Here is a 26,203-nt window from a genome sequence, read left to right on the forward strand (position 1 = left end):
CCATCTTGATGTCGCTTTGACCTCGTTTAAGCGGTTTCTTCGGTAACTGTGGGCAATTACAGCGGTTGCAGCTTGCCTGGATCAGGCCTCTGCAGCCACTCCGAGAACTCGTGCGCCAATTGCTTGGCAGCTGACACAGCAGTGGTCCAGGCACGCACCCGCTCGGAATGGGTCAAGGTCTGAAAATCATTGCGGTCGGGAAGCTTCCCATTCGGCAGGCTTGCAATCCACTCTGGGTTGGGCGCCAGTAACAGCATGCCATCCAGGCTGGAACTGGCACTATGCCGGCGCTTCCACGGCTTATCGAGCCAACCGGGCACCACTTCCTTCTGAAAGTGAGGATACAGCACCAGACGGGCCTTTTCTTTGGAATCACCTGTTGTCGGCAAAGCTCGCGCATAGGCCAGGTGCAGGTGATAGTCGGTAATACCACCGTCCCAGTAGGCGCCTCGCGGACCCCCGGGGATGTCGTGTACAGCCTTGAGCATGAAGGGTATCGAGCCGCTGGCCTGCAGCACGGAAAAGAAATTGTCCGGGTCAAGCAGTGCGTGCCGAGTTCGGTAATCGCGTGTGTCGAATGGCAAGGGTGCAGGCGTTTTAAGGTCTGCACCAGGGCCAGAGAAAACAACGCGCTCAATCCACGCCCCCATGGCTCGGCGACTGGCCGCGTTGGTAAGCGCTGCACCTAGATACCCTGCTGCGGTGCGCAAACGCCCTTCGCGAGCCAGCACATGACGGCCTCGCGAGGTGACCACATGCAATTTATACCTGGGGTGGCTCAGCAATGCTGGAACATGCCCATCGAACATGGTGCGCAAGTTGGCCGCAAATGTAGCGCTCACCTGGCTGGGAAGGGGAAGCTTTCGACCTGGAGGCGCCTTCATATCGCCATGGATATAGCCGTTCTCCAGCATCTCAAAGCCAGCCACCGGCTTGTCCATGCAGGCCGTGGCGATGCGCCATGCACCAATGGAAGCTCCCACCAGATCGACAGATTGGGTAGAAGTTGGGAGCCAGTGGCCAAAGATAAATCGGTCTAGCGGGCCGAGAATCAGGCCCTTGGGACCACCGGCAGCCGCAGGAATGACGCCTACATCGGAGGCGTCAAGACCATGTCTTTCGATGTGTTGCCGAGCAACCGGTCCAGCGTATAGATGGAGGGCACGCATGGTCACAATTTGGGTACGGCCCGAGTCGCGGTATGAACGTCAGCCAGATGACGAGTACCTGCAATGAACGTACCTGCCGCATCTTCAGCCAATGCCGGTTCAGCGAGTCCCGTCAAAATGCCGCACTCTTGCGCTTGCTGCGCATGAGCGCACCGAGCTCGAAGCTCCTTGAGCTGAGATTCAAGCGCTCTCAACTCGTGTATTCGCTTGCTAACGTGTCCGATGTGTTCATCCAGCACACGGTTGGCTACCTCGCACCCTGCTTGTGGCGCGTTGCGTACCGCAAGCAGCTCACGCACTTCGCCCAAAGACATACCGAGGCTCCTGCAGTGCCGGATGAAGCGCAACTGCTCCAGATGTGTATCTTCGTACTGGCGATAATTTGAGCTGGTACGGGCAGCAGCGGGCATCAAACCCTCTCGCTCGTAGTACCGAATAGTTTCGACAGCCGTGCCTGACGCCGTCGCGAGATCACCAATTCTCAAAATTTTTGCTCCTGTACCAACAAGCGGCCAACGCTTGGTCACCATTTTGACGCAGGACGCACTACCCTGTTGCAGCTTCAGGGTTTCAAGTATGTCAATCAGGCCCTTAGGCAAACCAACCCCATGCCAGTCGTCGGCTTTGTATGGAGGTCTACTCCGAAGTCCCCGGGGGTTTTTTCATCACCGCTTCGAAACTCCCCTGGGCCAGCAATCTGTCCATCCACATGGTGAGCGCCGGAACCATCGAATCTTTAAATCGAGGCCTATCGTGCCGAGCCATCTGGCGTATGAAAGGCACTATGGCGTAATCTGCAAGCGCGAGCTTTTGACCGCTCAATGCGGGCGCCTGTGCCAATTGCTGGGCAAGTTGCTCAAGAAATCGGTGTGCCTTGGCGAAGTTCAGGTCAGAAAATGCCTTTTCCTGCTCCGCCAAGCCTGAAGCCGCTGCAGATGGAGCCCATTCAGACTGGTATCGAGTAGGGTATTTGTATCGATCCAGATACGGCTTGAAATCAAGTTCACATGCGTTGATCAACTCCAGCATTTCCTTTGGATCGCTGCCAACAGGCTCGAGCCACTGCTCTGGATCGTGTTGCCCAAGCGCCCAAAGCATGATGTCCAGGCTCTGATCGATCACCTGCCCATCACTGACGACCAGAACGGGCACGGTCGCCTTGGGAGAGGCCGCCAGCATGGCTGCAGGCTTGTTTCTCAAGGAGACCTCCTGCATCTGCACCTCCACGCCCGAGACGAGGATGGCCCATCGCGCCCTCATGGCATAAGGGCAGCGGCGGAAGGTGTAGAGCACGGGGGGCACGGCGCTTATTTACCCTGAAGCCCCTTGAGCTTTTCGAAGGCTGATGACATGGCAGTTCCCTGGGGTGCAGTCGCCCTGCCCTGCCCCGATGAGAATCCGCCGCCGCGTGGACCGCGTCCGGCCGCTTCAAAGCGGTTTTCTCTTGGTCCATCACGCCGAACAGGGGCAGCGTCAAGCTTCATGGTCAGACTGATGCGCTTGCGGGCCGCGTCAACTTCCAACACTTTCACTTTGACAATCTGCCCGGTCTTCACGACTTCGCGCGCGTCCTGGACAAACTTATTGGCCAATTGGCTCACGTGGACCAGGCCATCCTGGTGGACACCGAGGTCCACGAATGCGCCAAACTGAGCCACGTTGCTGACCGTGCCTTCAAGAACCATGCCTTCCTGCAGGTCGGCGATGTCTTCCACACCGTCATTGAAGCGGGCCACTTTGAAGTCCGGACGTGGATCGCGTCCAGGCTTTTCCAGTTCAGCCAGAATGTCCTTGACCGTAATGGCGCCGAAGTTCTCGGTTTCAAACTGCTCAGGCTTGAGCGGTTTGAGAAGTTCGCCACGCCCCATGAGTTGGTCAATCGGCTTGCCGGTCTTGACGATGATCTGCTCGACCACGGGGTAGGTCTCAGGGTGCACCCCGGTCATGTCCAACGGGTTTTCACCGCCGCGAATGCGCAAGAAGCCTGCGCTCTGCTCAAAGGTCTTGGCGCCAAGACCACTGACTTTGAGCAACTGCTGACGATCAACAAATGCGCCGTTCGCTTCTCTCCAACGAACCACTGCCTTGGCCACCGTACCGGACAGCCCAGAGACTCGCGACAAGAGAGGCGCACTTGCAGTGTTGAGATCAACCCCCACACCGTTCACGCAATCTTCCACAACCGTATCAAGTGTTTTGGCCAGCTCGCTCTGGTTGACGTCATGCTGATACTGTCCCACCCCAATCGATTTGGGGTCGATCTTCACTAGCTCGGCCAATGGGTCTTGCAGTCGGCGGGCAATACTGGCCGCGCCACGCAAGCTGACGTCCACATCAGGCATTTCCTGGCTCGCGTATTCACTGGCTGAGTACACGGAGGCGCCGGCCTCGCTCACCACAATCTTCTCGATCTGGTGAGGCTCAGCACCTTGGGCGGCCAGCATTTTGGCGCAGAGTTTGATGAGATCTGCTGCCAGCTTGTCGGTTTCGCGGCTGGCTGTGCCATTGCCAATGGCAATGAGTTGAACACCATGCTTGGCGACCAATTTGGCCAGCGTATGCAGGCTGCCCTCCCAGTCCTTGCGAGGCTCATGTGGGTAGACGGTGGCCGTCTCCACCAGCTTGCCGGTCGCGTCCACCACTGCCACTTTCACACCAGTGCGGATGCCGGGATCCAAGCCCATGACAGTTTTTTGTCCCGCCGGGGCAGCCAAGAGCAAATCACGCAGATTGTCCGCGAAGACCTTGATGGCGACCTTCTCCGCATCTTCACGCAAGCGCGAAAACAAATCACGTTCGGTGGAAAGGCCCAATTTGACTCGCCAGGTCCAGGCGACGCACTTGCGGATCAGGTCGTCAGACTTGCGTGCCTGATGGCTCCAGCCCAAGTGCAGGGCAATGCGCCCTTCTGCCAGGCTGGCCTGCCCCGGCTCAGGTTCTTGTGGCTGAACCAGCTTGGCTTCAAGTATTTCCAGTGCTCGACCGCGGAACACGGCCAATGCGCGGTGTGAAGGTACACGGCCAATGGGCTCATCGTATTCAAAGTAATCGCGGAATTTGGCGACTTCCGGATCGCTCTCGTTCTTGCTGTCAACTTTCTTGCTGCGCAGAAGACCCTCTTCCCACAGCCATTCGCGCAGCGACTGCACCAGTTGCGCATCTTCGGCCCAACGCTCGGACAGGATGTCGCGCACGCCATCGAGCACGGCGAAAGTAGTTGAAAAATCGGGGCCCGGTTTGCCGTCATCCAAAGTGGTGGCAGGCTGGCAGAAGGACTTGGCTTCTTCCTGTGGGTCCAGCGTCGGGTCAGCAAGCAATTTGTCAGCCAAAGGCTCAATGCCGAATTCGCGAGCAATCTGGCCCTTGGTTCGGCGTTTTTGCTTGAACGGAAGGTAAATATCTTCCAATTCCTGCTTGGTGGCTGCGCCAGCCAGCGCCGCGCGCAAGGCGTCTGTGAGTTTTCCTTGTTCGTCAATGGCTTTGACAATGGACGCACGGCGATCTTCCATCTCACGCAGGTAGGAAAGGCGGGTATCCAACTCTCTCAGCTGAACGTCATCCAGGCCGCCAGTGGCCTCTTTGCGATAGCGGGCAACGAACGGCACGGTAGCGCCGCCATCCAGCAGTTCTACTGCCGCCCGTACCTGGGTTTCACTGATCTTGATTTCTGTGGCCAACTGCCGAAAGATTTGCTGCATGTGCCTGAGGAAAATATTCTCGGAAAACGAAGCAAGGAAGTTTGCCACACGTATCGGGTCGATTGCGCGGAAGACTCGGACTCAAAAATAAGGGTTTAGCTGATTAATTCACCGCTATGAAGTACGGCAGCCCCCCAAATGCCCCTGCGTGCATCCTCATGATCTATTTCCCCCATAGACCATGAGAATGTCACACCGCACATTCTTTTTTAGCGTTTCACCCTCAAGTTTGGACTTCTCCGAGGAAGCCGCCGCTCTGACGTGACCATAGACGCGCGTAGATGCCGCCTTTGGCGAGCAATTCGGCGTGTGAACCCTCCTCCATGATGCCGCCGGCATCGAGCACAACCAGACGATCCAAAGCCGCAATGGTGGAAAGCCGGTGCGCGATGGCGATCACGGTTTTACCTTGCATCAGCGTGTCCAGACTCTGCTGGATGGCGGCTTCCACTTCGCTGTCTAGCGCACTGGTAGCTTCGTCCAGAAGCAAGATGGGGGCGTCCTTGAGCATCACACGCGCGATGGCCACGCGCTGACGTTGCCCGCCTGAGAGTTTCACGCCGCGCTCACCCACTTGGGCGTCATAGCCACTTCGCCCTTTAAGGTCAGTCAGTTGGGCTATGAACTCCGAAGATTCCGAGCGTTCAGCGGCTGCGAGCATTTTTTCTTCACTCGCCCCCGGGTTCCCGTAGAGAATGTTGTCGCGCATGGAGCGATGCAGCAATGAAGTGTCTTGCGTCACCATGCCGATGGCACCACGCAAACTGTCCTGCGTGACCATGCGGATATCCTGGCCATCAATGGTGATGCGTCCGCCTTGAAGTTCGTGAAAACGCAGCAGAAGATTCACCAGGGTGGATTTTCCGGCACCGGAACGCCCAATCAGCCCAATGCGTTCGCCGGGACGAACGGTGAGGGACAAGCGATCCATGACCGGCCGACCACCCTCCTTGTACGCAAAAGTAACGTTCTCGAATGCGATCTCGCCTTTGGTCACCTGCAACGGCTTGGCGTCGGGCGCGTCCACAATACCGCGCGGTTTGGAGAGCGTGGCAATACCGTCCTGGATTGTTCCGACGTTTTCAAACAATCCTGTCATCTGCCACATGACCCAATGGGAGTACCCCATAAGGCGCAGGGCCATGGCGATGACAGCAGCCACCACGCCTGCCGTGGCTTGCCCAGTCGACCACAGCCATAGCGCGGTGCCTGTGCTGCTAAGCAGCAGTAGCGTGATCATCAGGTGATTGGTGATCTCAAAAAGGCTCACCAGGCGCATCTGGGCATACCCTGTATTCTTGAAGGCGTCCATGGCGCTGCGCGCGTACTCCGCCTCGCGACGCGTGTGGGCGAACAGCTTCACCGTGGCGATGTTGGTGTACGCATCCGTAATGCGGCCGGTCATCATCGAGCGGGCATCGGCCTGCTCCTTGCCTATTTTCCCCAGCCGGGGAACAAAATAGAAGCACGCGGCAATGTAGAGGATCAGCCAAATAGCGAATGGCAGCACCAGACGCCATTCAAAGCTGGCTGCCAGTATCAAGATGCCAATCATGTAGACGCTCACGCCCACCAGGACATCGACCACCAGGAAGATGACTTCACGCACTGAGAGCGCGGTCTGCATGATCTTGGTGGTGATTCGTCCTGCGAACTCGTCTGCATAGAACGACATGCTCTGCCCTAGCATCAACCTGTGGAAGACCCAGCGCAAACGCATGGGAAAGTTGATGGCCAGCACCTGATGCATGACCTGCGTATGGAGCGCCAACAGAAAGACGCTGGATAAAAGGATGGCTGCAATTCCAATGGCATTACCCCGCTGCGCTTCCCAGAAGCCGGCCGGCGGAACGGAAGCGAGCCAATCCACAACCCTGCCCATGATGGCAAAGAGCACGGCCTCATAGGCCGCAAGCAATGCGGACGTGCTCGTAAGCAATACGATCCAGCCACGCATGCCTCTCGTGCACGCCCACAGAAACGCAAAAAACCCTCGCGGCGGAGGACTGGGGTCCGAACCGGGATAAGGGGGAACTCGATTTTCAAAGAAAGAAAAAAACACAGGCAAAATTCTCCAAGGGCAGACATGTTAGTACGCCCCCGCCACATTTGCTCAGAGGGGCCAATATCCAATGCTGCAAATGGAAAATTTCACATGTTTACGCACCGGGTATCCATAGATGCTTGAAATCCATGGCGCTCGTTCAGCGAAGCTGACTCGCCCATCCTGCCTTTCTGACCTGATGCGATGAAGTGGCCAGGTGGCGCCAAAGCGGCAGCTGCAATTTCACGCGCGTTCCCCTGCCTTGAGCAGGCTCAATGACGATTTCCCCGCCCAGCTTGTTGGCACGGCGCGCCATACCCGACAGGCCCTTGCCGCCCCGATTGCCGCCAGGGGGGCGCGATTGATCTGCAACGGAAAGGACCTTTGACGGTAAACCGATTCCATTGTCGACGACCTCCAGAACCAGGCAGCGCGTGGTTTTCATGTAGCCACACGCGACAGAAACTTCATCGGCTCCAGAATGACGCACTACATTGGCTAGCGCTTCCTGCGCTACCCGCAAAACCTGCAAGGCAGCGTCCCCACGAAGACGCTCCAACACCTCTTCATCGGAGATGTGCCAGTTCATTTGCAGGCCCGCGCTTTGCAGCAGAGGCTGCAGCCTGTATCGAAGGCTAGCCAAATGTTCCAGCACGCTACCGTCTTGCGTCTGTCCGTCAACCAGCACCTTCAGCTCCAGCAAGCAATGCTGAAGCGACAGTGCCGTCGCTCTTTGTTGGGCGGTGCCGGTAGCCAGTGCTGCAATGATGCTGGTCAGATGCGCGCCCACACCGTCGTGCAGATCCTGGGCTAACTGACCGCGGTTGGAGTCATCGGCGTGGCGAGCGTACTTCCATGCTGCGGTCTCTATGCGCCGGCTGAGAACCAGCCACAGCACCAGCAGTGCAGCAGCCAGGAAGCCATGGGAAATGGAGCCCAGCGTGTCACTCAACACATGGGACTGAACATCTACCGCCGCTACCCCAAGGGCAAAAAGCATGACGATCAGAACAATCCAGCCCTCGGGTTCCGCTGTCCGGCACGCCAACTGGATGACTCGCGCCACCAATACGGCCGCAAAGGCCCCGTTCATGTAGGCCCACCCCCACTCCAGAACATGGGGCGGCCACATCAGGTCGGCCATGGGCAACGCGGCCAGAAAGATACCCAACAATGCCTGCGCTCCTACCAGGGCCGTTTCAGGCACATGCAAAGCACCCATGCCGTGCAGCAGGAATACGGCCATGCTGAGGATCGCAATCTGATAGAAAATTCTCACCACGGATGGGCCGTCGTGCCCAAGCCAGCCGCGGTCAGTCAGCAACATGACTGCCACCACGAGCGTCCAGGGAAGCATCGCAGCGGCATAGAGCACATCCAAGACGTTGCCACTACGTCCAAAGCCATGAGCCGCATAGAACGCAAGGCAAAGTGATGCGAACATCATCGTGAGCGAGGCTATCATCATGGACGATCTCCTGCTCTGACATTGGCTGGCTCTGAAATATCAGTACAACAAGCCGTGCATAGAAGCTTGGCTCACCGCCTGAGCGCGGGTGTGCACATGCAACTTTCGGTAGATATTTCTGATGTGCGAATTCACCGTTTGATCACTAATGATTAAACGCTTGCCGATTTCGGCACTCGTATAACCTAGCGCGACCATCCTCAGGACTTCTCGCTCGCGTTCAGACATGCGGTCGCCCCCGCTGGCTCCCCCAGGCGTCCATCCGGGCTGGGCATGCCCACGACGCGATGCGCTTGATGAATCAAGCCTGTGGAGAAGTCGGCGAGCCAGGTTAGGCGTGATAGACGCACCTCCATTGACTACCTGCAATACCGCCTGCGCAAAGCTCCCAAACCAGGAGTTCTTGATCAGGTAGCCCGTCGCGCCGAGCTCGAATGCCTGGATCGCTTTATCCTCGTCTTCCATCGCAGACACTACAACAGCCTCAGCGGCCGGGCGCATGGTTTTCATGTATTCGATCAGCTGAAAACCTGTCCCGTCACCGAGATTGAGGTCGACCAGCATGACATCCACCTCGTTGGTGGCGATCATGCGCTTGCCGTCCCTGAGGCTTTCGGCCTGCCCCACCAAGTGGATGCGCATATCAGCCAGAAGCTCTTGTGAAATTACTCGCCTCATATGAGGATCGTCATCAACCAGAACGACTCTGACAGGTTGATTGACTTGACCCGTCATGAAATGTGGCCACATGGACGCACCAAGTTCGGAAGCCACAAGAGTACCGGCATTGCTCGTGGGTATGGTTAGTCCGTTCGCCCCCATGGTCTGGTTTAGTGAGTTCATTTTTTTCTCTCCTCATCCAAGGGGTGATCAGTAACGAACAGAGTACGGGCGTCAGCTCTCCAACCGCCGCTAATAGTGATCACCCCTCAACACAAAAGCGGCTTAAGACGTTACGGGTACAGCGTAATCCAGCCAAAAGCCCTTGTCGTGAAATAATTGGATTAAAAATCACTTAGTTACGCAATATACAACACGATACTAATAAGTTTTGAGCGGACTGCAGCTATGCTTTTAGAAGCAAGAACTACCCATCAATGAACAGTTTGAAGCGCTAGAGAAGAAAAAAATACAACTTAAGACACAGCATGTCCTACCTAACCAAAGCTGGCGATTGGTAGGTGCAAGCATGCGCCTGACACTGACCTCCGACGACATCGTCATCAGGAAAAACCGGAAAGACGGCGAATCCCGAAGATGAAAGCGTCAAACGTCGGCAATCCTGATTCCAGGCGAGCCGAATCCCTGTCAGCAAATCGTTGGAGGATCTCTATCATGAAAAAGCTTGCCCTTTTCGCGTTGACCGTTATTGCAACCGCGACATTTGCCGCTAGTCCTGTTCAGCCGGGAGCGATTTCCATAACTGGTACGTCCACTCAGGTGGCCAGCGTCAGCAATGGCTCGTCCGTCACGAACACCAGCAATGCTGGAACCTACGCGGCTCAAAACCAGGCATCTAATCAAGGCAACATCGTCATCAGCGGTACGTCCACCCAAAGCTCCGGCATCGTCAGTTCTGGCGTGCATAACGTCGGATACAACGGCGGGGACGTTGCAGTGCAAAGCCTGGCTTCTAACGTAGGCAACGTCAAGATCTCTGGCACCTCAACCCAGAATTCCAACGTCGCCAACAGCACGATGACAAACGAAGCCAGAGGCGAGGGCTGTGACGATTGCAGTGCGGGTACTGCCACGGCCTACCAAAATGGTGCAACGAACTTCGGTGATGTCACCATCACCGGAACGAGCAACCAGACGCTTGGTGTCGGTGGCGGCTCAACCGTTCGCAACCTGGCTGACGGTGCCGATGCAGTGGCCATCCAGAACCTGTCGTCCAACTACGGCAAGGTCACGATCAGCGGTACATCCAACCAGACCACATGGATCGCCAGCAATTCACTGCTGTCCAATGTGGCCCACGGCAGTGGCAGTGCAGCCTATCAAAACCTCGCATCGAACGACTACTGCTTGCCACCTCCTCCCATCTGTGTGGGCGCAGCATGCGGACCTTTCTCGGTTGCGCGTCGTTGATTCGTAACCTGAGTACCTGAAGGCCAGCCGGCGCGAGTTGCTTCATGTGACTTCGCCGAATCTGCAGGCCCGAGGTCCACCAGGTGCGAAATCCGAAGTTGGGTTGTGCATCGCAACCCAACTCTTTTTGTGAAAAGAAATGAGGTGATGCCATGTTGAATACAACCATTGCCCAAGTCTCGACCATTGGTGCTCTGTCGCTTTTCTCCCTGACCGCGTTGGCGCAAAACGCTCCCGGCGAAGACCCCGTACAGATCCAGTCCAAGGTGACTTACCAGATGGCTCCCAACCCCATCGTCAATAAATCTACCGCGATCAACATGCAAATGGGCATGTCGGGAGCTGACCAAGCCAAGATTGCGCGCTACACCGCTATGGCGTATTCGGCAACGCCAGGCGTACTGACGGACAAGGACGTCGTCAACGCGGTCCATACCAACGGCATGAATACCACCTGTACGCAGAGCGTCGGCAGCAATGTCGCACCTGCATCGGGAGCTGCCGCCTTGTTGGCGACCCAGCAAGTGGTGGTGTTGAGGGGCGACCTTGTGAACGTCTGCAACTAAGAACAACCACCTGCGCCGAGCCGCACCCTGGCGGCTCAAGGCGCTAGTCCAGCTGCCGCATCAGGGCAGCAGCGAGGAGAACGATCATGGATTCAGACATTGGCTCACGGACTTCCTGCTTCAGTCCTTCGGCAAGCTCGGGAAAGTGCTTGTTATGGGCGGCGATATCTGCAGCTGCGCTTCTGGCCGGTTGCTCTCATCTGGATCCGCGAAAGGACGCCGAATACCAGTCCTATGCGCCCACAGCCGACCGACCCGTGGTACGCCCTATCCGATCGATCTCCAGCTTCAACGAGTCTCTGGTGTGCATGGACTATATGCTTCGTGCGGCGGAGATTCCCACGACCCTGATCACAGCGAAGCAATTTCCCGACTATTCCGGAAAAGTGCCGGCATCGACCAAGGACATGATGATCACCGCGTTGTCGAGAATGTCACGCGTCTCCAACGCGTTTCGCTATGTCGACTACGAGGTCAACCTGGTCACCCAGGACACCGTACAGAATCTGACAACGATTTTGCTCAACAACAACCAGATGCAGTTGCAGCGCCCAGCGCTCTACATATCGGGTGGCGTATCGTTTGTAGACCAGAACGTTTTCACGAACAGCGAAAGCTTTGGCGCCGCCGGCGAAAGATTCAACGCCGGCTACAACCGCAATCGCAGCGCGACCTTGCTCGGCCTGGAAATGCACCTGGGCGATTTTCGCACCCGCACCTTGCTGCCAGGTCTGGACTCGGCCAATGAAGTGGTTTTTGGAGGAGGCAGTCAAGGTCTGGACGCTGCCGCTACCATCGGCCTCTATGGTGTGAAGTTCACGCTGGGGCGGGACTACACCCAAGGCACCGGCGGCGCGCTGCGCACCCTGGTTGACCTGGCGGCAGTTGAGTTGGTGGGCAAATGGGCTCGGGTGCCCTATTGGCAGTGTCTGATGCTGGAGCAGACCAACCCCAACTTCCAGAGACAAATGCGCGACTGGTTCGACCAAAGCGGACCTAGCGGCCAGTTGCGTCTGATTGAGAACTCATTGCTCAACCAGGGCTACCTGTCCAGCAGCGACAGCGGCCTTGCTGTCAATGACATTCGCATGCGGGGCGCCCTGGCCAGATTTCAGTCCGATAGCGGCATTGTCGTCACAGGCGTGCTGGATTTTCCGACCTATGAACGAGCTCTGCGCAACTTCGTGAAACTGAGCGAGGACGGAAGTATGGTCCGTATGGGATGGTCTGCCTCCGGCCCTGCCGACATGACTGTTGCAAGCGCAGCACGTTCGGATGGAATCTCTTCGGTCAGACCGTGGATGATCGACATGCAAATCGAGAACCCTCAACCTGCGGGTGAACGGCCAGCGTTTACCGAAGGCGAGCAGGTGTTTCTTTCTGCCACGCTTTCTCGCTCTTCGTACTTGTATTGCTACTTCTCGGACGCCGCGGGCAACGTGATGCGCTTGCTACCGAATGCCATCACGACCAATGCCATGATTTCGGCTGACCAGGCCGTTCGTATTCCCGACTGGATGGCTCCGAATCCGGGCTTCATTCTGGATGCCGGCAAGCCGGGTGTAGAAGCTGTCATGTGTGTCGCAACCGCTCAAGATGCAGCATCTCGGCTGCCACCTGAAATGCAGGCTCCGGCGTTGTCCAACATGAGGGGCATACAAGGGCTGCAAGGAGTTCAGCAACGCTTTTCAAGCATTCTTGGCACTGACGAGTTCGTCGCCCAAGTGCTGCAGTGGAACGTGGTCGCGAGAAAACCTGCTCCGCCTTCGCCTCCTGCGCCCCCCGCCCCTGCAGCCAAGTAAAGCACGTTGAAGTGCATGGCTCACACCCGACGCATACCCAAGGCTACGATCATGCAACTTACTCTATTTGCACTTGTAACGCTGGTGATGGGGAGCGCGGTTGTGCCAGCTGGAGGTGCTTGGGCTGCCGGGCGCGCCATAGATGAAACGCAGACGCCTCTCCCAATGGCGACTCCAGGCTCCATTGAAGCAGCCCCTTCAATCACACCCCATATCACGGCACCCCGAATCGTTACGCCCAAGATAGAGCCTCGGACCGACGGGGCGCCACCCATCGCCGGCCAGTCTCTGGTCATCAACCCTCTGGCCGTGCGCCCACTGATCGGTGCTGATGTTCAGCGCGAGTTGCAGCGCCTGCAGCGGACAGCTGAGTCCACGAGGGCCTACGGTACTTCGGCGGCCTCTGCTCAAGCTGCCTGGTTGCTGGGTTTGATCTATCTCCATGGGGCAGGTGTTCGTAGAGATACCGCATTGGCACAAGTGTGGTTCGAGCGCGCTGCTCGGTTGGGGAGGGAACCCTGGGCCTATGCAGGCCAGGCCTGGTGCGCCATTGACGGCTGCCAGGGTCCGTCGGATCCGAATCGCGCCCGCCGGGTGATTGCGCAGCTACGTGGTGTGCACCGCGCACGCGCAGACTTTCTTGAGTGGGTGCTTCTGGCAAGGGAAACGCCACTGCAGGTCAGCCAACCGGGCTTGGCGCAAACCGAGATTCTGCGCATGCCGCAACCCGCGCTGTTGCAGAAAGCGGCCAGCGAGGGAGACATACACGCGCTGATTGAGCTTGGGCTGAATGCAGTCACCAACAATCGGCTGCCTGAGGCACTGGAATTTTTCCGCCGCGCCGGGAATGGCTCAGAAGCAGCGCTGGCCAATATCCGGCAGATTGAATCCCGCATGGACTCCCGCCGGCTGAGCCAGGTGACAGTGTCCAACGCATCAAGTGCTGATGAGTTGCTGGCAGCTGCGCACAAGTTTCATCGAGGGATAGGCGTGCCTGTGAACTACGTGGAAGCCGTCAGACTATATCGTCAGGCCGAAGCCAAGGGCAGCCTGGAAGCCAAGAAAATGCTCGGGCTGATTTTCTCTCGGCCTTCTCCCAATGGAGGCATCGATATAGGCTGGATGCAGCAGTTGGCCTATGCGGACCCCACCACCACCATTCCTACGCTAGGGATCCCCGGCAGCATAGACTTGCTTTATCGGGAACCCACCCCGTTGTACGATTTGCTGCCTCAGTTCTGGCGCAGGCAAGTGACGCAAATGGGGCGTTGAAGTCAGGCTCTAAGTGCCGCGCGCAATCCCTCGCCAATCTCAGGGCGCTCGGCAAACGGATCTGGAGGGTTTTGGATGTTCATGATCGCTTCCATGCGTGAGGCTACATTGCCCAATGCCTTCGGGTGGCTGAAGATGTAGAACTGATCGTTGGCAATGCCATCGAACACTTTTTGCGCCACCTCGGCCGCAGACACTTTGCCACTTCCCACCGCCCTGTCGGTCTGAGCCTGGCTGATGCGTTGACTGGCGGTCAACTCAGCAACAGGCAAATCGGAAGATCGATTGCGCTCGCTCTTACTGATGCCTGTGGGAACAAAGTATGGACACAACACGCTCGCCGAGACTTGGTTTGAGACCAGCTTCAGATCCTGATAGAGCGTCTCGGTCAAGGCTACAACGGCATGCTTGCTCACGTTGTAGACACCCATATTGGGCGGCGTCAGCAACCCGGCCATGCTGGCGGTATTGACGATGTGGCCTTCGTATGCCGGGTCTGCTTTGGCTGCCTCCAGCATCATCGGAGTGAAGCAGCGCACGCCATGAATCACCCCCCACAGATTGACGCCTAACACCCACTCCCAATCCTGGGCAGAGCTCTCCCAAATCAAACCACCTGCACCAACCCCTGCGTTATTGAACACGAAATGCGGGGCACCGAACTCTTCCCGGACATCTCGTGCCAGCGACTCCATATCAGGTGCCTTACTGACATCTACACGGCGTGCCAAGGTTCGGACCCCTTTTGAATTCAACTCGGTCTGAGCAGCTTCGAGTGCATCCGATTGAATATCCAGAAGGACAACGTTCATGCCAAGCTCACCAGCGAGCCTCGCGCATTCGAGGCCGAAGCCTGAACCAGCGCCCGTCAGTACAGCCGTCTTACCCTTGAAGTTTTTTATCATGATGACTCTCTTTGACAGTCAAGCCGGCATGGCACGGCGGATGATGGCGCCACAATTGGCATTGGGGCCAAGCGTACCGAACACGTCATGGCGTGTCGCCAGGCGCGAGTCACAAAAGGCGCCGAATACCTCAGGAGGCGCAGTCTGAGCCAGGAGCGCGCCTTGTACTGTCAGGGCTACATCACGGGCGAGTTGGCGAGCAGTGGATTCCGTAGCGTGGCTGCTGATCAAGGCCGGCATGGCATTGATCATGGCATCAAGCGCAGCGTGGGCGCCACGGGCTGGCGCCAGTTCTTCGTCGAGCGCTGCAGCCACATCCCCTTTACGCAAGGCCCTCAGCAAATCAAGCGCCATGATGTTGCCGGCGCCTTCCCAGATACTGTTGAGCGGCATCTCACGGTAGATGCGCGCCGGAATGCCTTCGCCGCCTTCTTCTACGTAGCCATTGCCGCCCAGGCACTCCATGGCCTCTTGGGCAAATAGGCTGCCGCGCTTGCATATCCAGAACTTGGCAATGGGCGTGAGCACGCGTGCCAGGAGTTGCTCGGAATGCTGGTTCTGATGGTCGAAGGCACGTGCAAGCCGGATGGACAGCGCAGTGGCCGCTTCACTTTCAAGCGCAAGATCGGCTAAAACGTTCTGCATCAATGGCTGCTCGTTCAAGTGCTTTCCAAAAGCCTTGCGCTGGCGGGTATGGTGCAAGGCGATGGAAAGCGACTGACGCATGAGGCCGCTCGTGCCCAGCGCACAATCCAGCCGGGTCATGGTTCCCATGGCAAGTATCTGGGGCACGCCCCGCCCAGGCTCTCCCACCATCCAGGCCAGTGTCTGGTCGAACTCGACTTCGGAGCTGGCATTGGCCTTGTTGCCCAGCTTGTCTTTGAGGCGCTGTATACGTAAGGTATTGCGTGATCCGTCAGGCAGTACGCGAGGCAGAAAGAAGCAGGACAGACCACCCTCCCCCATGCCTTCCACGTAGGCAAGCACCAGGAAAGCATCACACATGGGAGCAGACATGAACCACTTGTGGCCCGTCAAGCGGTAACGTTCGCCCCACTCATCTCGCCCGTCGTGGACTGCCCGTGTGGAGTTGGCTCGAACGTCCGAGCCACCTTGCTTTTCTGTCATCCCCATGCCCATGGTGACCCCGGACTTGTCACGCCAAGGCTTGAGCGCGGGATCGTACGCCCGGCTGGTCAGCTGGGGAGCCCAGTCGCGGTAGATCGCAGGGTTGTCCTTCAGTGCCGGGGTGACCGCATAGGTCATGGAAATCGGGCAAAGCGTGGAAGGCTCCAGCTCGGTGAACAGCATGAAACCCGCTGCGCGAAGCACGTGGGGGCTGTTCCCAGCCGTACTGTCTTGCGCCCATGGCGTTCCATGGAGGCCCGCGCAGGTGGCCGCCGACATCAGCGCATGGTAAGCAGGATGGAACTCGACCTCATCTATACGATAGCCAAAACGGTCATGGGTATGCAGTTCGGGCGTATGCACATTGGCTAGCCGCGCATGGCGTTGCATTTCAGCGCTTCCTACCAGCGCACCAAGCGAGGCCAGCGGTTTGTCATTCAACCCTGGTGCATTGAACGCCAGGGCGTCTCGCAAAGGCTGATTGCCCTCGAACAGATTGAAATCGGAAAGAGGGGCCGCCTGATTCAGGACTTCGTGTGTCAAGGGCATGAGAGACTCCTGGGTTGACCGAGGGGTGTAGCCGGGGTGGGAGAAAGTGCGTAGGCTGCCTTCTGTCGCTCAGATCAGTTTGACCAGTTGCTTGCCAAAGTTCTTTCCTTTGAGCAGCCCAAGGAAAGCTTCGGGGGCAGCGTCCAGGCCTTGAGCAACAGTTTCACGGGGTTTGAGCTTGCCCTGCGCCACCAGTGTCCCCAGTTCTTGCAGGGCTTGAGGCCACACATTCATGTGCTCACTGACGATGAAACCCTCAATCTTCAAACGATTGATCAGGATGAGTGAGGGGTTCTGCAGCGGTAACGGCTGGCCGTCGTAGCCTGCAATCATTCCGCAAACAGCAATCCGTGCGAACGCGTTAGTGCGCAGTAATACAGCGTCCAGAATGTAGCCACCCACGTTTTCGAAGTAGCCGTCAATCCCATCCGGACAGGCTTGCTTCAAAGCCTTGGACAGAGTCTTGACATCTGGATGGGTGCGGTAATCAATACATTCGTCGAAATGCAGTTCTTCGACGGCGTACTTGCATTTCTCAGGGCCGCCTGCAATCCCGACCACCCTGCAACCCCGGGCCTTGGCCAATGCCGCATATGAACTACCCACCGCTCCCGTGGCTGCGCTCACCACCACAGTTTCCCCGCTCTTGGGTGCGATGATCTCGTTCAAGCCATACCAGGCGGTGACGCCGGGCATACCAACGGCACCCAGGTAGAACGAGAGCGGCACATGCGTCGTGTCGACCTTGCGCAACAGGCCTGGCTGTGAGGCGTCAACTGCGCTGTATTCCTGCCAACCGCCCATGCCGGCTACTTTGTCGCCCACAGCGAACTTGGGGTGCCGCGATTCGACAACCTCCCCTACCGTACCACCAATCATCACTTCGCCCAACGGCTGGGGCGCAGAGTAGCTCTTGCTGTCGCTCATGCGCCCACGCATGTAGGGATCCAGGCTCAGGTAATGATGGCGTACCAGGACCTGCCCGTCTTGAAGAGCCGGTGTTTCACTGGCAACCAGCTTGAAGTTGCTGGTCGTTGCTTCGCCGTCTGGACGGTTATCTAGAAGAATCTGGCGATTTTTAGGCATGGTCATTCCATTGCAAAATAGTTAAAAACAGGGTGAGGTGTCTGGGATGCACAAAGGCGATCACTGGCGGTCAAGCTATAGGAGCCTGCGGTACGAACTTGAAAGTTCCATTGGCCGTAGCGCACAACTGGCCATCGGCATCGTGGATAGTGGCCTCTACGAAAGCCATGTTGCGGGTTCGATGCAACAGCTTCCCTGTTCCCACCAGTGGCTCGCCTTGCTTGGAGACCCCTGCTGGTCGCATGAAGCTCGTCTTCATTTCGATGGTGATGACGCCCATATCTTGCGTTCCGCTACTGCGGGCCGCCATGACCATGGTCACATCCATCAAAGCCATCAGCGCCCCCCCGTGCGCGACGCCAAAGGAATTGCAATGCTCAGGTTTTGGCAGGTAGTGCAACCTGGATTCACCGGCTTCATACGCTTCAAGCGTGAAGCCTAGATGATTGACGAACGGGATGCTGTTCCCAAATTCAAGACTCACGGTCGAACCTCATTCAAGTAAAAACACCCGGTCCCCACGCGCTACCTGGATCACCCTCCGGTGACTACGCTGACACCGCCATCCACGGCCAACCATTGCCCCGTGATGTGCTTGCCGGCATCGCTGGCATACAGCAGCGTCAGGCCTTTCAAGTCTTCGTCGTCGCCAAGACGGCCTAGAGGCGCATGGGAAGCAAGCTCTTGCTCCCCCATCGACTCCAGGGTGCCGCGTGTCATCTTGCTGGGGAAAAATCCTGGGCAGATCGCATTGACGGTGATGCCGTAGCGCCCCCATTCACATGCGAGTGCGCGCGTGAAGTTCACAACAGCGCCCTTGCTTGTGTTGTAAGCAATCGTGCGCATTTCTGGGGGATTGCCACCAAGGCCCGCAATGCTGGCAATGTTGATGATTCGGCCCGTCTTGCGCGCGATCATGCTGCGCTTGGCTACCTGCTGGCTCAAGATAAAGTAGCCGCGGACGTTCAAGTTCATCACCTTGTCCCAGGCGTCCACCGGATGGTCTTCAGCTGGTGCGCCCCATGCAGCTCCCGCGTTGTTCACGAGAATATCTATATCACCCATCCGCTGCAGGGTTTCATCCACCAGGCGGCCGATGTCCGCTTCGTCTGCGCAGTTGGCTGCGACCCAGCGCGCATCAATACCCGCGCTCTGCAGCTCTGCGGCGGCTTCCTCCAGGTCACTCTCCTTGCGGGAGCTCAGCATGATGCGTGCCCCCGCCTCCCCCAGGGCATGCGCCATTTGCAGGCCCAAGCCGCGGGAAGCGCCGGTCACGACGGCGGTTTTACCCTTGAGATCGAAAAGTTGCTGAATAGTACGGGTCATGATCGTGGATGTAGAAGTTGATCGGGAAACGCGAAGCGTTTGAGACACGCGACGCGCAGATTGAGAAGCAAATTGGGTGCAGCTGTCTTCAAAAAAGGTGCTCTGGCATCTCCGCGCAGGTCATATCACGTGACTCCACCACACGCAACCAGGCATCGATCTTGGGCAACTCATAACGATAGAAAAAGCTCATGGCGGGAATACAAGCTTGTGAAGCCTCGTTCGCCGATGCGTCGCCGCTCGAAGCTGTATGTGCGAGGTCTAGCCATACCCAAGCCAGAACCATATGACCGAATGCCTGCATGTAAGGGACAGCATTGGCCAGAGCCTCTGCCGGCTGACCCGTAGCCCATGCGGTTTTGGTGGCTGCGCCCACACGTGCCAGCGCCTGCGCGAGCGCATTGGCGTAGACCGCAAGTTCAGGCTGCTGCAGCGCTTTCTCTATGGTGTCGTTGATGCGGGCAGCCAGCAGCTTCAAGCCGCGCCCGCCCTCCATCAACACCTTGCGCCCCAGCAGGTCCATCGCTTGTATGCCATGGGTGCCTTCATGAATCATGTTGAGCCGGTTGTCACGCCAATACTGCTCAACAGGAAAGTCGCGGGTATAGCCATAACCACCGTGGATCTGGATGGCCAGTGAATTGGCCTCCAGGCAGTTCTCGCTTGGCCAGCTTTTGGCAATGGGCGTCAGCACTTCCAGAAGCAGCCTGGCTTCATCAGCGGCGCCTGATGCACCCGTGTGCTGTTCATCAACCAGGCGCGCGCAGTACAGCAGCAAGGCGAGCGCGCCGTCACAATAAGCTTTCTGAGTCAGGAGCATGCGTTTGATGTCGGCGTGCTCAATCAGACGAACAGGTGCCTGGCTGGCATCCTTGCCGCCTGCACCGACGGGCCGCCCTTGTGTGCGTGTACGGGCATATTCCAGTGATGCCTCGTATCCGGCCAATCCCAGCATGGTGGCCGCCATGCCTATGGCTATACGCGCCTCGTTCATCATGTGGAACATGCACTTCAGGCCTTCACCTGGCTGCCCTACGAGATATCCAACGGCACCCGCTTTTCCATCAACTGGAAACTTGCCCTCGCCGAAATTGAGCAGTGTATTGGTGGTGCCTCTCCACCCCAGTTTGTGGTTGAGACCGGCCAGTGCGACATCATTTCGAACGCCTGTCAGTTGGCCCTGGGTATCCACCAGTTTCTTGGGCACTACGAACAGTGAAATACCTTTCACGCCAGGTATGAGCTTGCCGTCTGGTCCTGGAATCTTGGCCAACACCAGATGCACGATGTTCTCGGCAAGCTCATGCTCGCCGCCGGAAATCCACATCTTGTTGCCGCGCAGGCGATATCGAGGGCCCAGCGGATCGCCCTGCTCTTCAAGCTCGGCACGCGTGGCCACGTCGCTCAGGCTGGAGCCTGCCTGAGGTTCACTCAAGCACATGGTGCCAGTCCAGCGCCCGTTGAATTCGTTGGCAGCGAACACGTTTTTCTGCGACGGCGTGCCATAGGCCATCAGCAGATTGGCATTACCTACAGTCAACAGGTTGGCACCAATGCTAATCGAAGCCTTGCCGAAGAATGCATTGGCAGCGGCTTCCACCAGATAAGGCAACTGCATGCCGCCGTGCTCGTAGTTCTGTGCCGCAGCCAGCATGCCGCTTTCGGCGTAGGCGATGCGAGCGTCATAGGTAGCCTGGGGAAGCACCACGTGCAGATTGCCGTCGGGCTGTTGCTCAGTGCGTGGCTCCTCGGAATCGATCAGGCGGTTGAAAGGTGCGTACTTGTCGCGAGCGATACGTTCACATGTGTCCATGACCGCATCGAAAGTCTCGCGGGAATGTTCGGCAAACCGCGGACGCTCAATCAGCGCCGGCGCATCGAGCCAGTCATACAGCAAAAATTCGAGGGTGTTTCGCAGGCTCATGGGGTGTCAGAAACGGCATTGGCGTTACCACCCCATGGGGTGGTAACTGCAGGGGAGGAAAACTCAGAGGACTTCAAAGACGCCCGCAGCGCCCATGCCACCGCCAATACACATGGTCACGCAGACCCGCTTGGCGCCACGACGTTTGCCTTCAATCAGTGCATGGCCTGTCAATCGCTGACCGCTCACGCCGTAAGGGTGGCCGACTGCAATGGCTCCGCCGTTCACGTTCAAGAGGTCGGCAGGGATGCCCAGCTTGTCGCGGCAATACAGCACCTGTACTGCAAAAGCTTCGTTAAGTTCCCACAGGTCGATGTCGGTGACTTTCAAGCCGAGCCTGCTCAAAACTTTGGGTACGGCAAACACCGGGCCAATGCCCATTTCATCAGGTTCGCAGCCAGCAACGGCAAACCCCAGGAAGCGACCAAGTGGCTTGAGTCCCCTCTTGCTCGCCAGGCTTTCATCCATGACCACACAGGCACCGGCGCCGTCCGAGAACTGACTGGCATTGCCTGCGGAAATCAGGCCGCCGGGGATGGCAGAGCGGATCCCACTGATACCTTCTTTCGTGGTTCCTTCTCGGATGCCTTCATCCTTGGAGACGGTAACCTCTTTGGTGCGCAAGCCCATGACTGGGTCAGCCACGCCAGCCGTCACGGTGATAGGAGCAATTTCATCAGTGAACTTGCCCGCCGCCAGCGCTGCGCTGGCTTTTTGCTGGCTGGCCGCGCCGTACTCGTCCATAGCGTCTCGCCCGATACCGTAGCGCTTGGCCACTTGTTCGGCAGTCTGGAGCATGTTCCAGTAAATCTCGGGCTTGATGCGCTCCAGAGCGGGGTCTTTGATCATGTGAAGGTTCATCTCCTGCTGGACGCAAGAAATACTTTCAACCCCACCAGCGACATACACCGAACCCTCGCCCGCAATAATGCGCTGCGCCGCCAGGGCAATGGTTTGCAAGCCTGAGGAACAGAAGCGGTTGACGGTCAGTCCAGAAACAGAGATGGGGCAACCGGCCATCAATGCAATCTGGCGTGCGATATTGGAGCCCGTGGCACCCTCGGGGTTAGCGCAGCCCATGATGACATCTTCGACTTCACCGGCTTCTATACCTGCGCGTCCGATGGCGTGCTGCACTGCATGGCCTCCAAGCGTTGCGCCATGGGTCATGTTGAAACCGCCTTTCCAGCTTTTGGCAAGTGGAGTGCGTGCAGTGGAGACTATGACGGCTTGGCTCATATGATGACCTTTCTGATAAATACCTGAAACTAAGAATTGGCGCGGGCTGGCGCGGATGAGTTGCGGAGCAGCTGGACGTAAAAGCGGATTAACTCACCAAAATTCGCGACGCTCACGCGCTCATTGGTTCCGTGAAAACGCGACAGATCTTCCGGCTTGGCGCGGACCGGGGAAAAACGATAGATGTGCTGGCTGATCTCAGTGAAATGACGTGAGTCAGTGGCCGCAATCATCAGCCCCGGCGCTACCAAGGTATCCGGAAATAGCGACCTCAGTGTGCGATTGAGCAATTGATAGGACGCCGACTCCGTGGGTGAAATAGGCGAAGGCTCAGACGCACCTTTCAGCGTCTTCATCTCAAATCTGCCCTCAGGCTGAGTTCCGACGGCATCGCGCACGTGCTGCAGGACACTTTCCTGCGTGTCACCCGGCAACAAACGGAAATTGACCGTGGCCTTGGCTTCACCGGGTATCACGTTGTCTTTGTTGCCCGCTTCGAAAATAGTAGGCGCAGTGGTGGTTCTCAGCATGGCATTCGTGCTGGCCGCGCCTTCAAGTTGACGCTGCACCAACGGCCCGAACAACCATAGGTTGGAAAGCGCCACGCGTCCAAACCCATCCATTTCCGGTGCTATGGTGTCAAACATCTCTTGCGCCACGCCGCGTATGTGCGCTGGCATCTGCTTGTCTTCAAGCTTGGCCAAAGCGGAGCTCAGTATGCCGATGGCACCTGTACCCGCTGCCGGCGGCATGGAGGAATGCCCAGGCGTTCCATGAGCGTGCATTTCCACTGACAAGTAGCCTTTTTCGGCAATGCCTATCAGAGCTGCGGGTTTACTGAGTCCCTTGAGGATGCCCTCCGTGATCAGAAGACCTTCGTCAAGTACAAAGTCGAGCTTGACGCCACGCGAGGCCAACAATTCGGCAACCTTCTTGGCTCCCCGCAATCCGCCGACCTCTTCGTCCGCGCCCATGGCGATGTAAATCGTCTGGCGGGGCTGAAAGCCCTCGGCCAGCAGCATCTCCACGGCTTCCATCTGGCCAATCAAGTTAGCCTTGTTGTCCCAGGCGCCGCGTCCCCATACATAACCCTCTTTGATCTCACCAGCGAACGGAGAGGCTTGCCATTGCGTTTCCGTACCTGGCGCAATGGGCACGACGTCCTGATGGGCCAACAGCAAAATGGGTGGCGCGGCGGGGTCGGTTCCCGGCCATGTATAGAGCAGTGTGAGATCACCCACGACTTCGCGCTTGAGTGCTGCGTGCGCCCGGGGGTAGCTGGTTTGCAGGTGCGCGTGCAAACCGGTGAACTGGTCTGCATTGAGATTGGCGTCCTCCAGGCTCGATACCGTCTTGAACCGAATGGCGCCAGCCAACCGGGTAGCTGCTGCTCCCGTGTCAATGGCAAGCTCTGGCGCCGGTGGCACGCTCACCTGGCGCGAACCCTGGCGCCAAGTGTTCGCGCCAATCGCCAAAATCAATATGGCGATCAGCAGCACGAGAGAAAAAAGGGCTTTTTTCACCGGATTAACCGTTGAACGTTTTACCTTCTTTCACCAGTTTCTGAAGCAAAGGCGCCGGCTGCCAGAAGCTTGCGTCATCCATCGGATTACGCGCAAAACGCTTCATACTTTCTGCAACGTTGAAGAGCCCTGTCTGGTCTGCGTACTGCATCGGGCCGCCACGCCAGATCGGGAAACCATAGCCCGTCAGATAGACCACGTCGATGTCACTGGCTTTGCTTGCAATCCCGTCTTCCAGGATATGCGCGCCCTCATTGACCAGCGAATAAACCAAGCGTTGAACGATTTCCTCGTCACCGATTTTGCGCGGGGTGATCCCGAGGTCTTTGCGGTGCTTCTCGATCATTTCGTTCACGGCGCTGGAGGGAATGGCGTCGCGTTTGCCGGGCACGTAGTCGTACCAGCCGGCCCCGGTCTTTTGGCCGTAGCGGCCCATTTCACACAGCAGATCCGCAGTCTTGCTGTATTTCATGTCCGGGGTTTCCTGGTAGCGGCGCTTGCGGATAGCCCAACCAATGTCGTTGCCCGCCATATCACCCATGCGGAAGGGCCCCATGGCAAACCCAAACTTTTCAATGGCTTTGTCCACTTGCTGAGGCGTCGCACCTTCTTCCAACAGGAAGCCGGCCTGACGGCTGTATTGCTCAATCATGCGGTTGCCGATGAAACCATCGCACACACCCGAAACCACGGCAGTTTTCTTGATCTTTTTGGCAACGGCCATCACTGTGGCCAGCACGTCTTTGGCGGTTTTTGCGCCGCGGACCACTTCGAGCAGCTTCATGACGTTGGCAGGGCTGAAGAAGTGCATACCCACCACGTCTTGCGGCCGCTTGGTGAAGGCAGCGATCTTGTCTACGTCCAGGGTGGAGGTGTTGGACGCCAGCACGGCCCCGGGCTTCATCACTTCATCGAGCTTCTTGAATACGGCTTCTTTCACGCCCAAATCTTCAAACACAGCCTCAATGACGAGATCTGTATTCTTGAGATCGTCGTAGTTCAGCGTGGTGGTCAGCAGAGCCATGCGCTGGTCGTATTTGTCCTGCTTCAGCTTGCCTTTCTTGACCTGCGCCTCATAATTTTTGCGAATGATGGCAAGGCCACGGTCCAGCGCTTCTTGCTTCATCTCGAGCATGATCACTGGAATGCCTGCATTCAGGAAGTTCATTCCGATGCCGCCGCCCATGGTGCCCGCACCAATGATCCCTACGCTCTTGATTTCGCGTGGAGCGATGTCAGAGCCTACATCGGGTATCTTGGATGCGGCACGCTCAGCCTGGAAGATATGACGCAGCGCTTTGCACTCTGGCGTCAACATGAGGTTCATAAAGGTTTCGCGTTCAAACGCCATACCGTCTTCGAACTTGCGCTTGGTGCTGGCTTCCACGGAATCCACGCACTTGGCGGGCGCGGGGAAATTCTTCGCCATTCCATTGACCATATTTCGGGCAAATTGGAAGTACGCGTCGCCATTGGGGTGCTTGCACGGCAAGTTGCGAACCAGCGGCAACGGTGAACCATTGGCGTGTTCAGCCGCCACCTTCTCGGCCAAGGCCAGGGCTTCATCCAATAGCGATTCTGCCGTGGTGGAGAGTTGATCGAACAACTTTTGACCAGGCAGGCCTGCCAACACTTCGCTATTGACCGGATCACCCTTGACGATCATGTTCAACGCAGTTTCCACACCCAGTACGCGAGGCAGGCGCTGCGTACCGCCGGCGCCGGGAATCAGACCCAGTTTGACCTCTGGCAGCGCAATCTTTGCACCTGGAGCTGCAATGCGATAGTGCGCACCAAGTGCCAACTCCAGACCGCCGCCCATGGCGACGCTGTGAACTGCAGCCACTACAGGCTTGAGCGAGTTCTCCAAGGCACGGATCACACTCAGCAAGATAGGCTCTTGCATGGCCTTGGGAGAATTGAACTCCCTAATATCAGCGCCACCAGAAAAAGCCTTGCCAGCGCCCGTCAGCACAATGGCTTTGACAGCGGGATCCGCGTTGGCCTTCTCAAGCCCGTTGACAATGCCTACCCGTGTTTCAAAACCGAGACCATTGACGGGGGGGTTGTTCAAAGAAATAACGGCGACGTTGCCATGGAGCTTGTATTCAGCGGTCATGCGGGCCCTAAAAAAAGATAAAAGAACGATCGTTCTGTTTCATTGTAGGAGTTGCATGTTGCAGCGCAATAGGGCTTGTCCCGAGCGCGACAAGCCAGAAGGCCAGGAAATCTATGGTAAGCAAGCAATTTGCGGACTTAAAAAGATTGGTTCTGGCGCGCTCCACGCTTTGCAAACGTCCCGGACCAATAATAAGGTCATGAACCTGAGTTAAGCCCCTCTGGCATCGCCAACACTGGGCGCTTAGAGGCTCGTTAGGCTACATTGACTCATCTTCAGTCGTCCTATTTCTGT

General features: G+C 57.4%; 20 protein-coding genes. 4 read left to right on the forward strand and 16 right to left on the reverse strand.

The features are described 5' to 3' along the window. Positions 1–56: 56 nt before the first annotated feature. The 7 genes from ABIE13_RS03190 to ABIE13_RS03220 form a co-directional block, all read right to left on the reverse strand. Entirely contained in the window at positions 57–1,169 is a 1,113-nt protein-coding gene (locus ABIE13_RS03190; RefSeq protein ID WP_354441061.1) for a phospholipase, read from the reverse strand. A 2-nt stretch (positions 1,170–1,171) separates the two neighbouring features. Further along, positions 1,172–1,654 (reverse strand): Cd(II)/Pb(II)-responsive transcriptional regulator, encoded by a 483-nt coding sequence (gene cadR / locus ABIE13_RS03195; protein WP_354441063.1) that lies wholly within the window; start codon positions 1,652–1,654, stop codon positions 1,172–1,174. A gap of 151 nt (positions 1,655–1,805) precedes the next feature. After that, the gene (locus ABIE13_RS03200; RefSeq protein WP_354441064.1) at positions 1,806–2,471 is read right to left on the reverse strand and encodes a glutathione S-transferase N-terminal domain-containing protein; all 666 of its coding nucleotides are present in this window, start codon (positions 2,469–2,471) and stop codon (positions 1,806–1,808) included. Between the two features lie 5 nt (positions 2,472–2,476). Next, entirely contained in the window at positions 2,477–4,867 is a 2,391-nt protein-coding gene (locus ABIE13_RS03205) for a Tex family protein (RefSeq protein ID WP_354441066.1), read from the reverse strand. Positions 4,868–5,090: 223 nt separating this feature from the next. Then, positions 5,091–6,929: an ABC transporter ATP-binding protein gene (locus ABIE13_RS03210; protein ID WP_354441068.1), complete on the reverse strand. Its 1,839-nt coding sequence runs from the start codon at positions 6,927–6,929 to the stop codon at positions 5,091–5,093. 142 nt (positions 6,930–7,071) lie between these two features. Beyond that, positions 7,072–8,379, reverse strand: a complete 1,308-nt coding sequence (locus ABIE13_RS03215) for a sensor histidine kinase (RefSeq protein ID WP_354441069.1) — start codon at positions 8,377–8,379, stop codon at positions 7,072–7,074. A 39-nt stretch (positions 8,380–8,418) separates the two neighbouring features. Beyond that, positions 8,419–9,222: a response regulator gene (locus tag ABIE13_RS03220; RefSeq protein WP_436278369.1), complete on the reverse strand. Its 804-nt coding sequence runs from the start codon at positions 9,220–9,222 to the stop codon at positions 8,419–8,421. 492 nt (positions 9,223–9,714) lie between these two features. Between ABIE13_RS03220 and ABIE13_RS03225 the strand changes: the two genes are divergently transcribed. From ABIE13_RS03225 to ABIE13_RS03240, 4 genes are all read left to right on the forward strand, one after another. Beyond that, positions 9,715–10,470 (forward strand): hypothetical protein, encoded by a 756-nt coding sequence (locus ABIE13_RS03225; RefSeq protein WP_354441071.1) that lies wholly within the window; start codon positions 9,715–9,717, stop codon positions 10,468–10,470. A 152-nt stretch (positions 10,471–10,622) separates the two neighbouring features. Further along, complete coding sequence (locus tag ABIE13_RS03230; RefSeq protein WP_354441073.1) at positions 10,623–11,036, forward strand: hypothetical protein; 414 nt, start codon at positions 10,623–10,625, stop codon at positions 11,034–11,036. Between the two features lie 86 nt (positions 11,037–11,122). After that, a complete protein-coding gene (locus ABIE13_RS03235) occupies positions 11,123–12,838 on the forward strand; it encodes a DUF4384 domain-containing protein (RefSeq protein ID WP_354441075.1) in 1,716 nt (571 codons plus the stop codon). Between the two features lie 51 nt (positions 12,839–12,889). Next, positions 12,890–14,110: a tetratricopeptide repeat protein gene (locus ABIE13_RS03240; RefSeq protein ID WP_354441076.1), complete on the forward strand. Its 1,221-nt coding sequence runs from the start codon at positions 12,890–12,892 to the stop codon at positions 14,108–14,110. Between the two features lie 2 nt (positions 14,111–14,112). On the opposite strand, the gene ABIE13_RS03245 is transcribed toward ABIE13_RS03240, so the two are convergent. The 9 genes from ABIE13_RS03245 to ABIE13_RS03285 form a co-directional block, all read right to left on the reverse strand. Then, a complete protein-coding gene (locus tag ABIE13_RS03245; RefSeq protein WP_354441078.1) occupies positions 14,113–15,015 on the reverse strand; it encodes an SDR family oxidoreductase in 903 nt (300 codons plus the stop codon). 18 nt (positions 15,016–15,033) lie between these two features. After that, positions 15,034–16,692, reverse strand: a complete 1,659-nt coding sequence (locus ABIE13_RS03250; RefSeq protein ID WP_354441080.1) for an isovaleryl-CoA dehydrogenase — start codon at positions 16,690–16,692, stop codon at positions 15,034–15,036. 69 nt (positions 16,693–16,761) lie between these two features. Beyond that, positions 16,762–17,778: an NADP-dependent oxidoreductase gene (locus ABIE13_RS03255; protein WP_354441082.1), complete on the reverse strand. Its 1,017-nt coding sequence runs from the start codon at positions 17,776–17,778 to the stop codon at positions 16,762–16,764. Positions 17,779–17,848: 70 nt separating this feature from the next. Next, the gene (locus ABIE13_RS03260; protein WP_354441084.1) at positions 17,849–18,262 is read right to left on the reverse strand and encodes a PaaI family thioesterase; all 414 of its coding nucleotides are present in this window, start codon (positions 18,260–18,262) and stop codon (positions 17,849–17,851) included. A 50-nt stretch (positions 18,263–18,312) separates the two neighbouring features. After that, positions 18,313–19,104: an SDR family oxidoreductase gene (locus tag ABIE13_RS03265; RefSeq protein ID WP_354441086.1), complete on the reverse strand. Its 792-nt coding sequence runs from the start codon at positions 19,102–19,104 to the stop codon at positions 18,313–18,315. Between the two features lie 88 nt (positions 19,105–19,192). Next, positions 19,193–21,028 carry an acyl-CoA dehydrogenase gene (locus ABIE13_RS03270; RefSeq protein ID WP_354441088.1) on the reverse strand — a complete coding sequence of 612 codons (1,836 nt, stop codon included), beginning with the start codon at positions 21,026–21,028 and terminating at the stop codon, positions 19,193–19,195. Positions 21,029–21,091: 63 nt separating this feature from the next. Beyond that, the gene (locus tag ABIE13_RS03275) at positions 21,092–22,267 is read right to left on the reverse strand and encodes an acetyl-CoA C-acyltransferase (RefSeq protein ID WP_354441089.1); all 1,176 of its coding nucleotides are present in this window, start codon (positions 22,265–22,267) and stop codon (positions 21,092–21,094) included. A 29-nt stretch (positions 22,268–22,296) separates the two neighbouring features. Beyond that, entirely contained in the window at positions 22,297–23,790 is a 1,494-nt protein-coding gene (locus ABIE13_RS03280; RefSeq protein WP_354441091.1) for a M20 family peptidase, read from the reverse strand. 4 nt (positions 23,791–23,794) lie between these two features. Further along, positions 23,795–25,909 carry a 3-hydroxyacyl-CoA dehydrogenase NAD-binding domain-containing protein gene (locus ABIE13_RS03285; protein WP_354441092.1) on the reverse strand — a complete coding sequence of 705 codons (2,115 nt, stop codon included), beginning with the start codon at positions 25,907–25,909 and terminating at the stop codon, positions 23,795–23,797. Positions 25,910–26,203 lie beyond the last annotated feature (294 nt).

This window comes from Ottowia thiooxydans, assembly GCF_040548795.1.
Lineage (GTDB): Bacteria > Pseudomonadota > Gammaproteobacteria > Burkholderiales > Burkholderiaceae_C > Ottowia > Ottowia thiooxydans_A.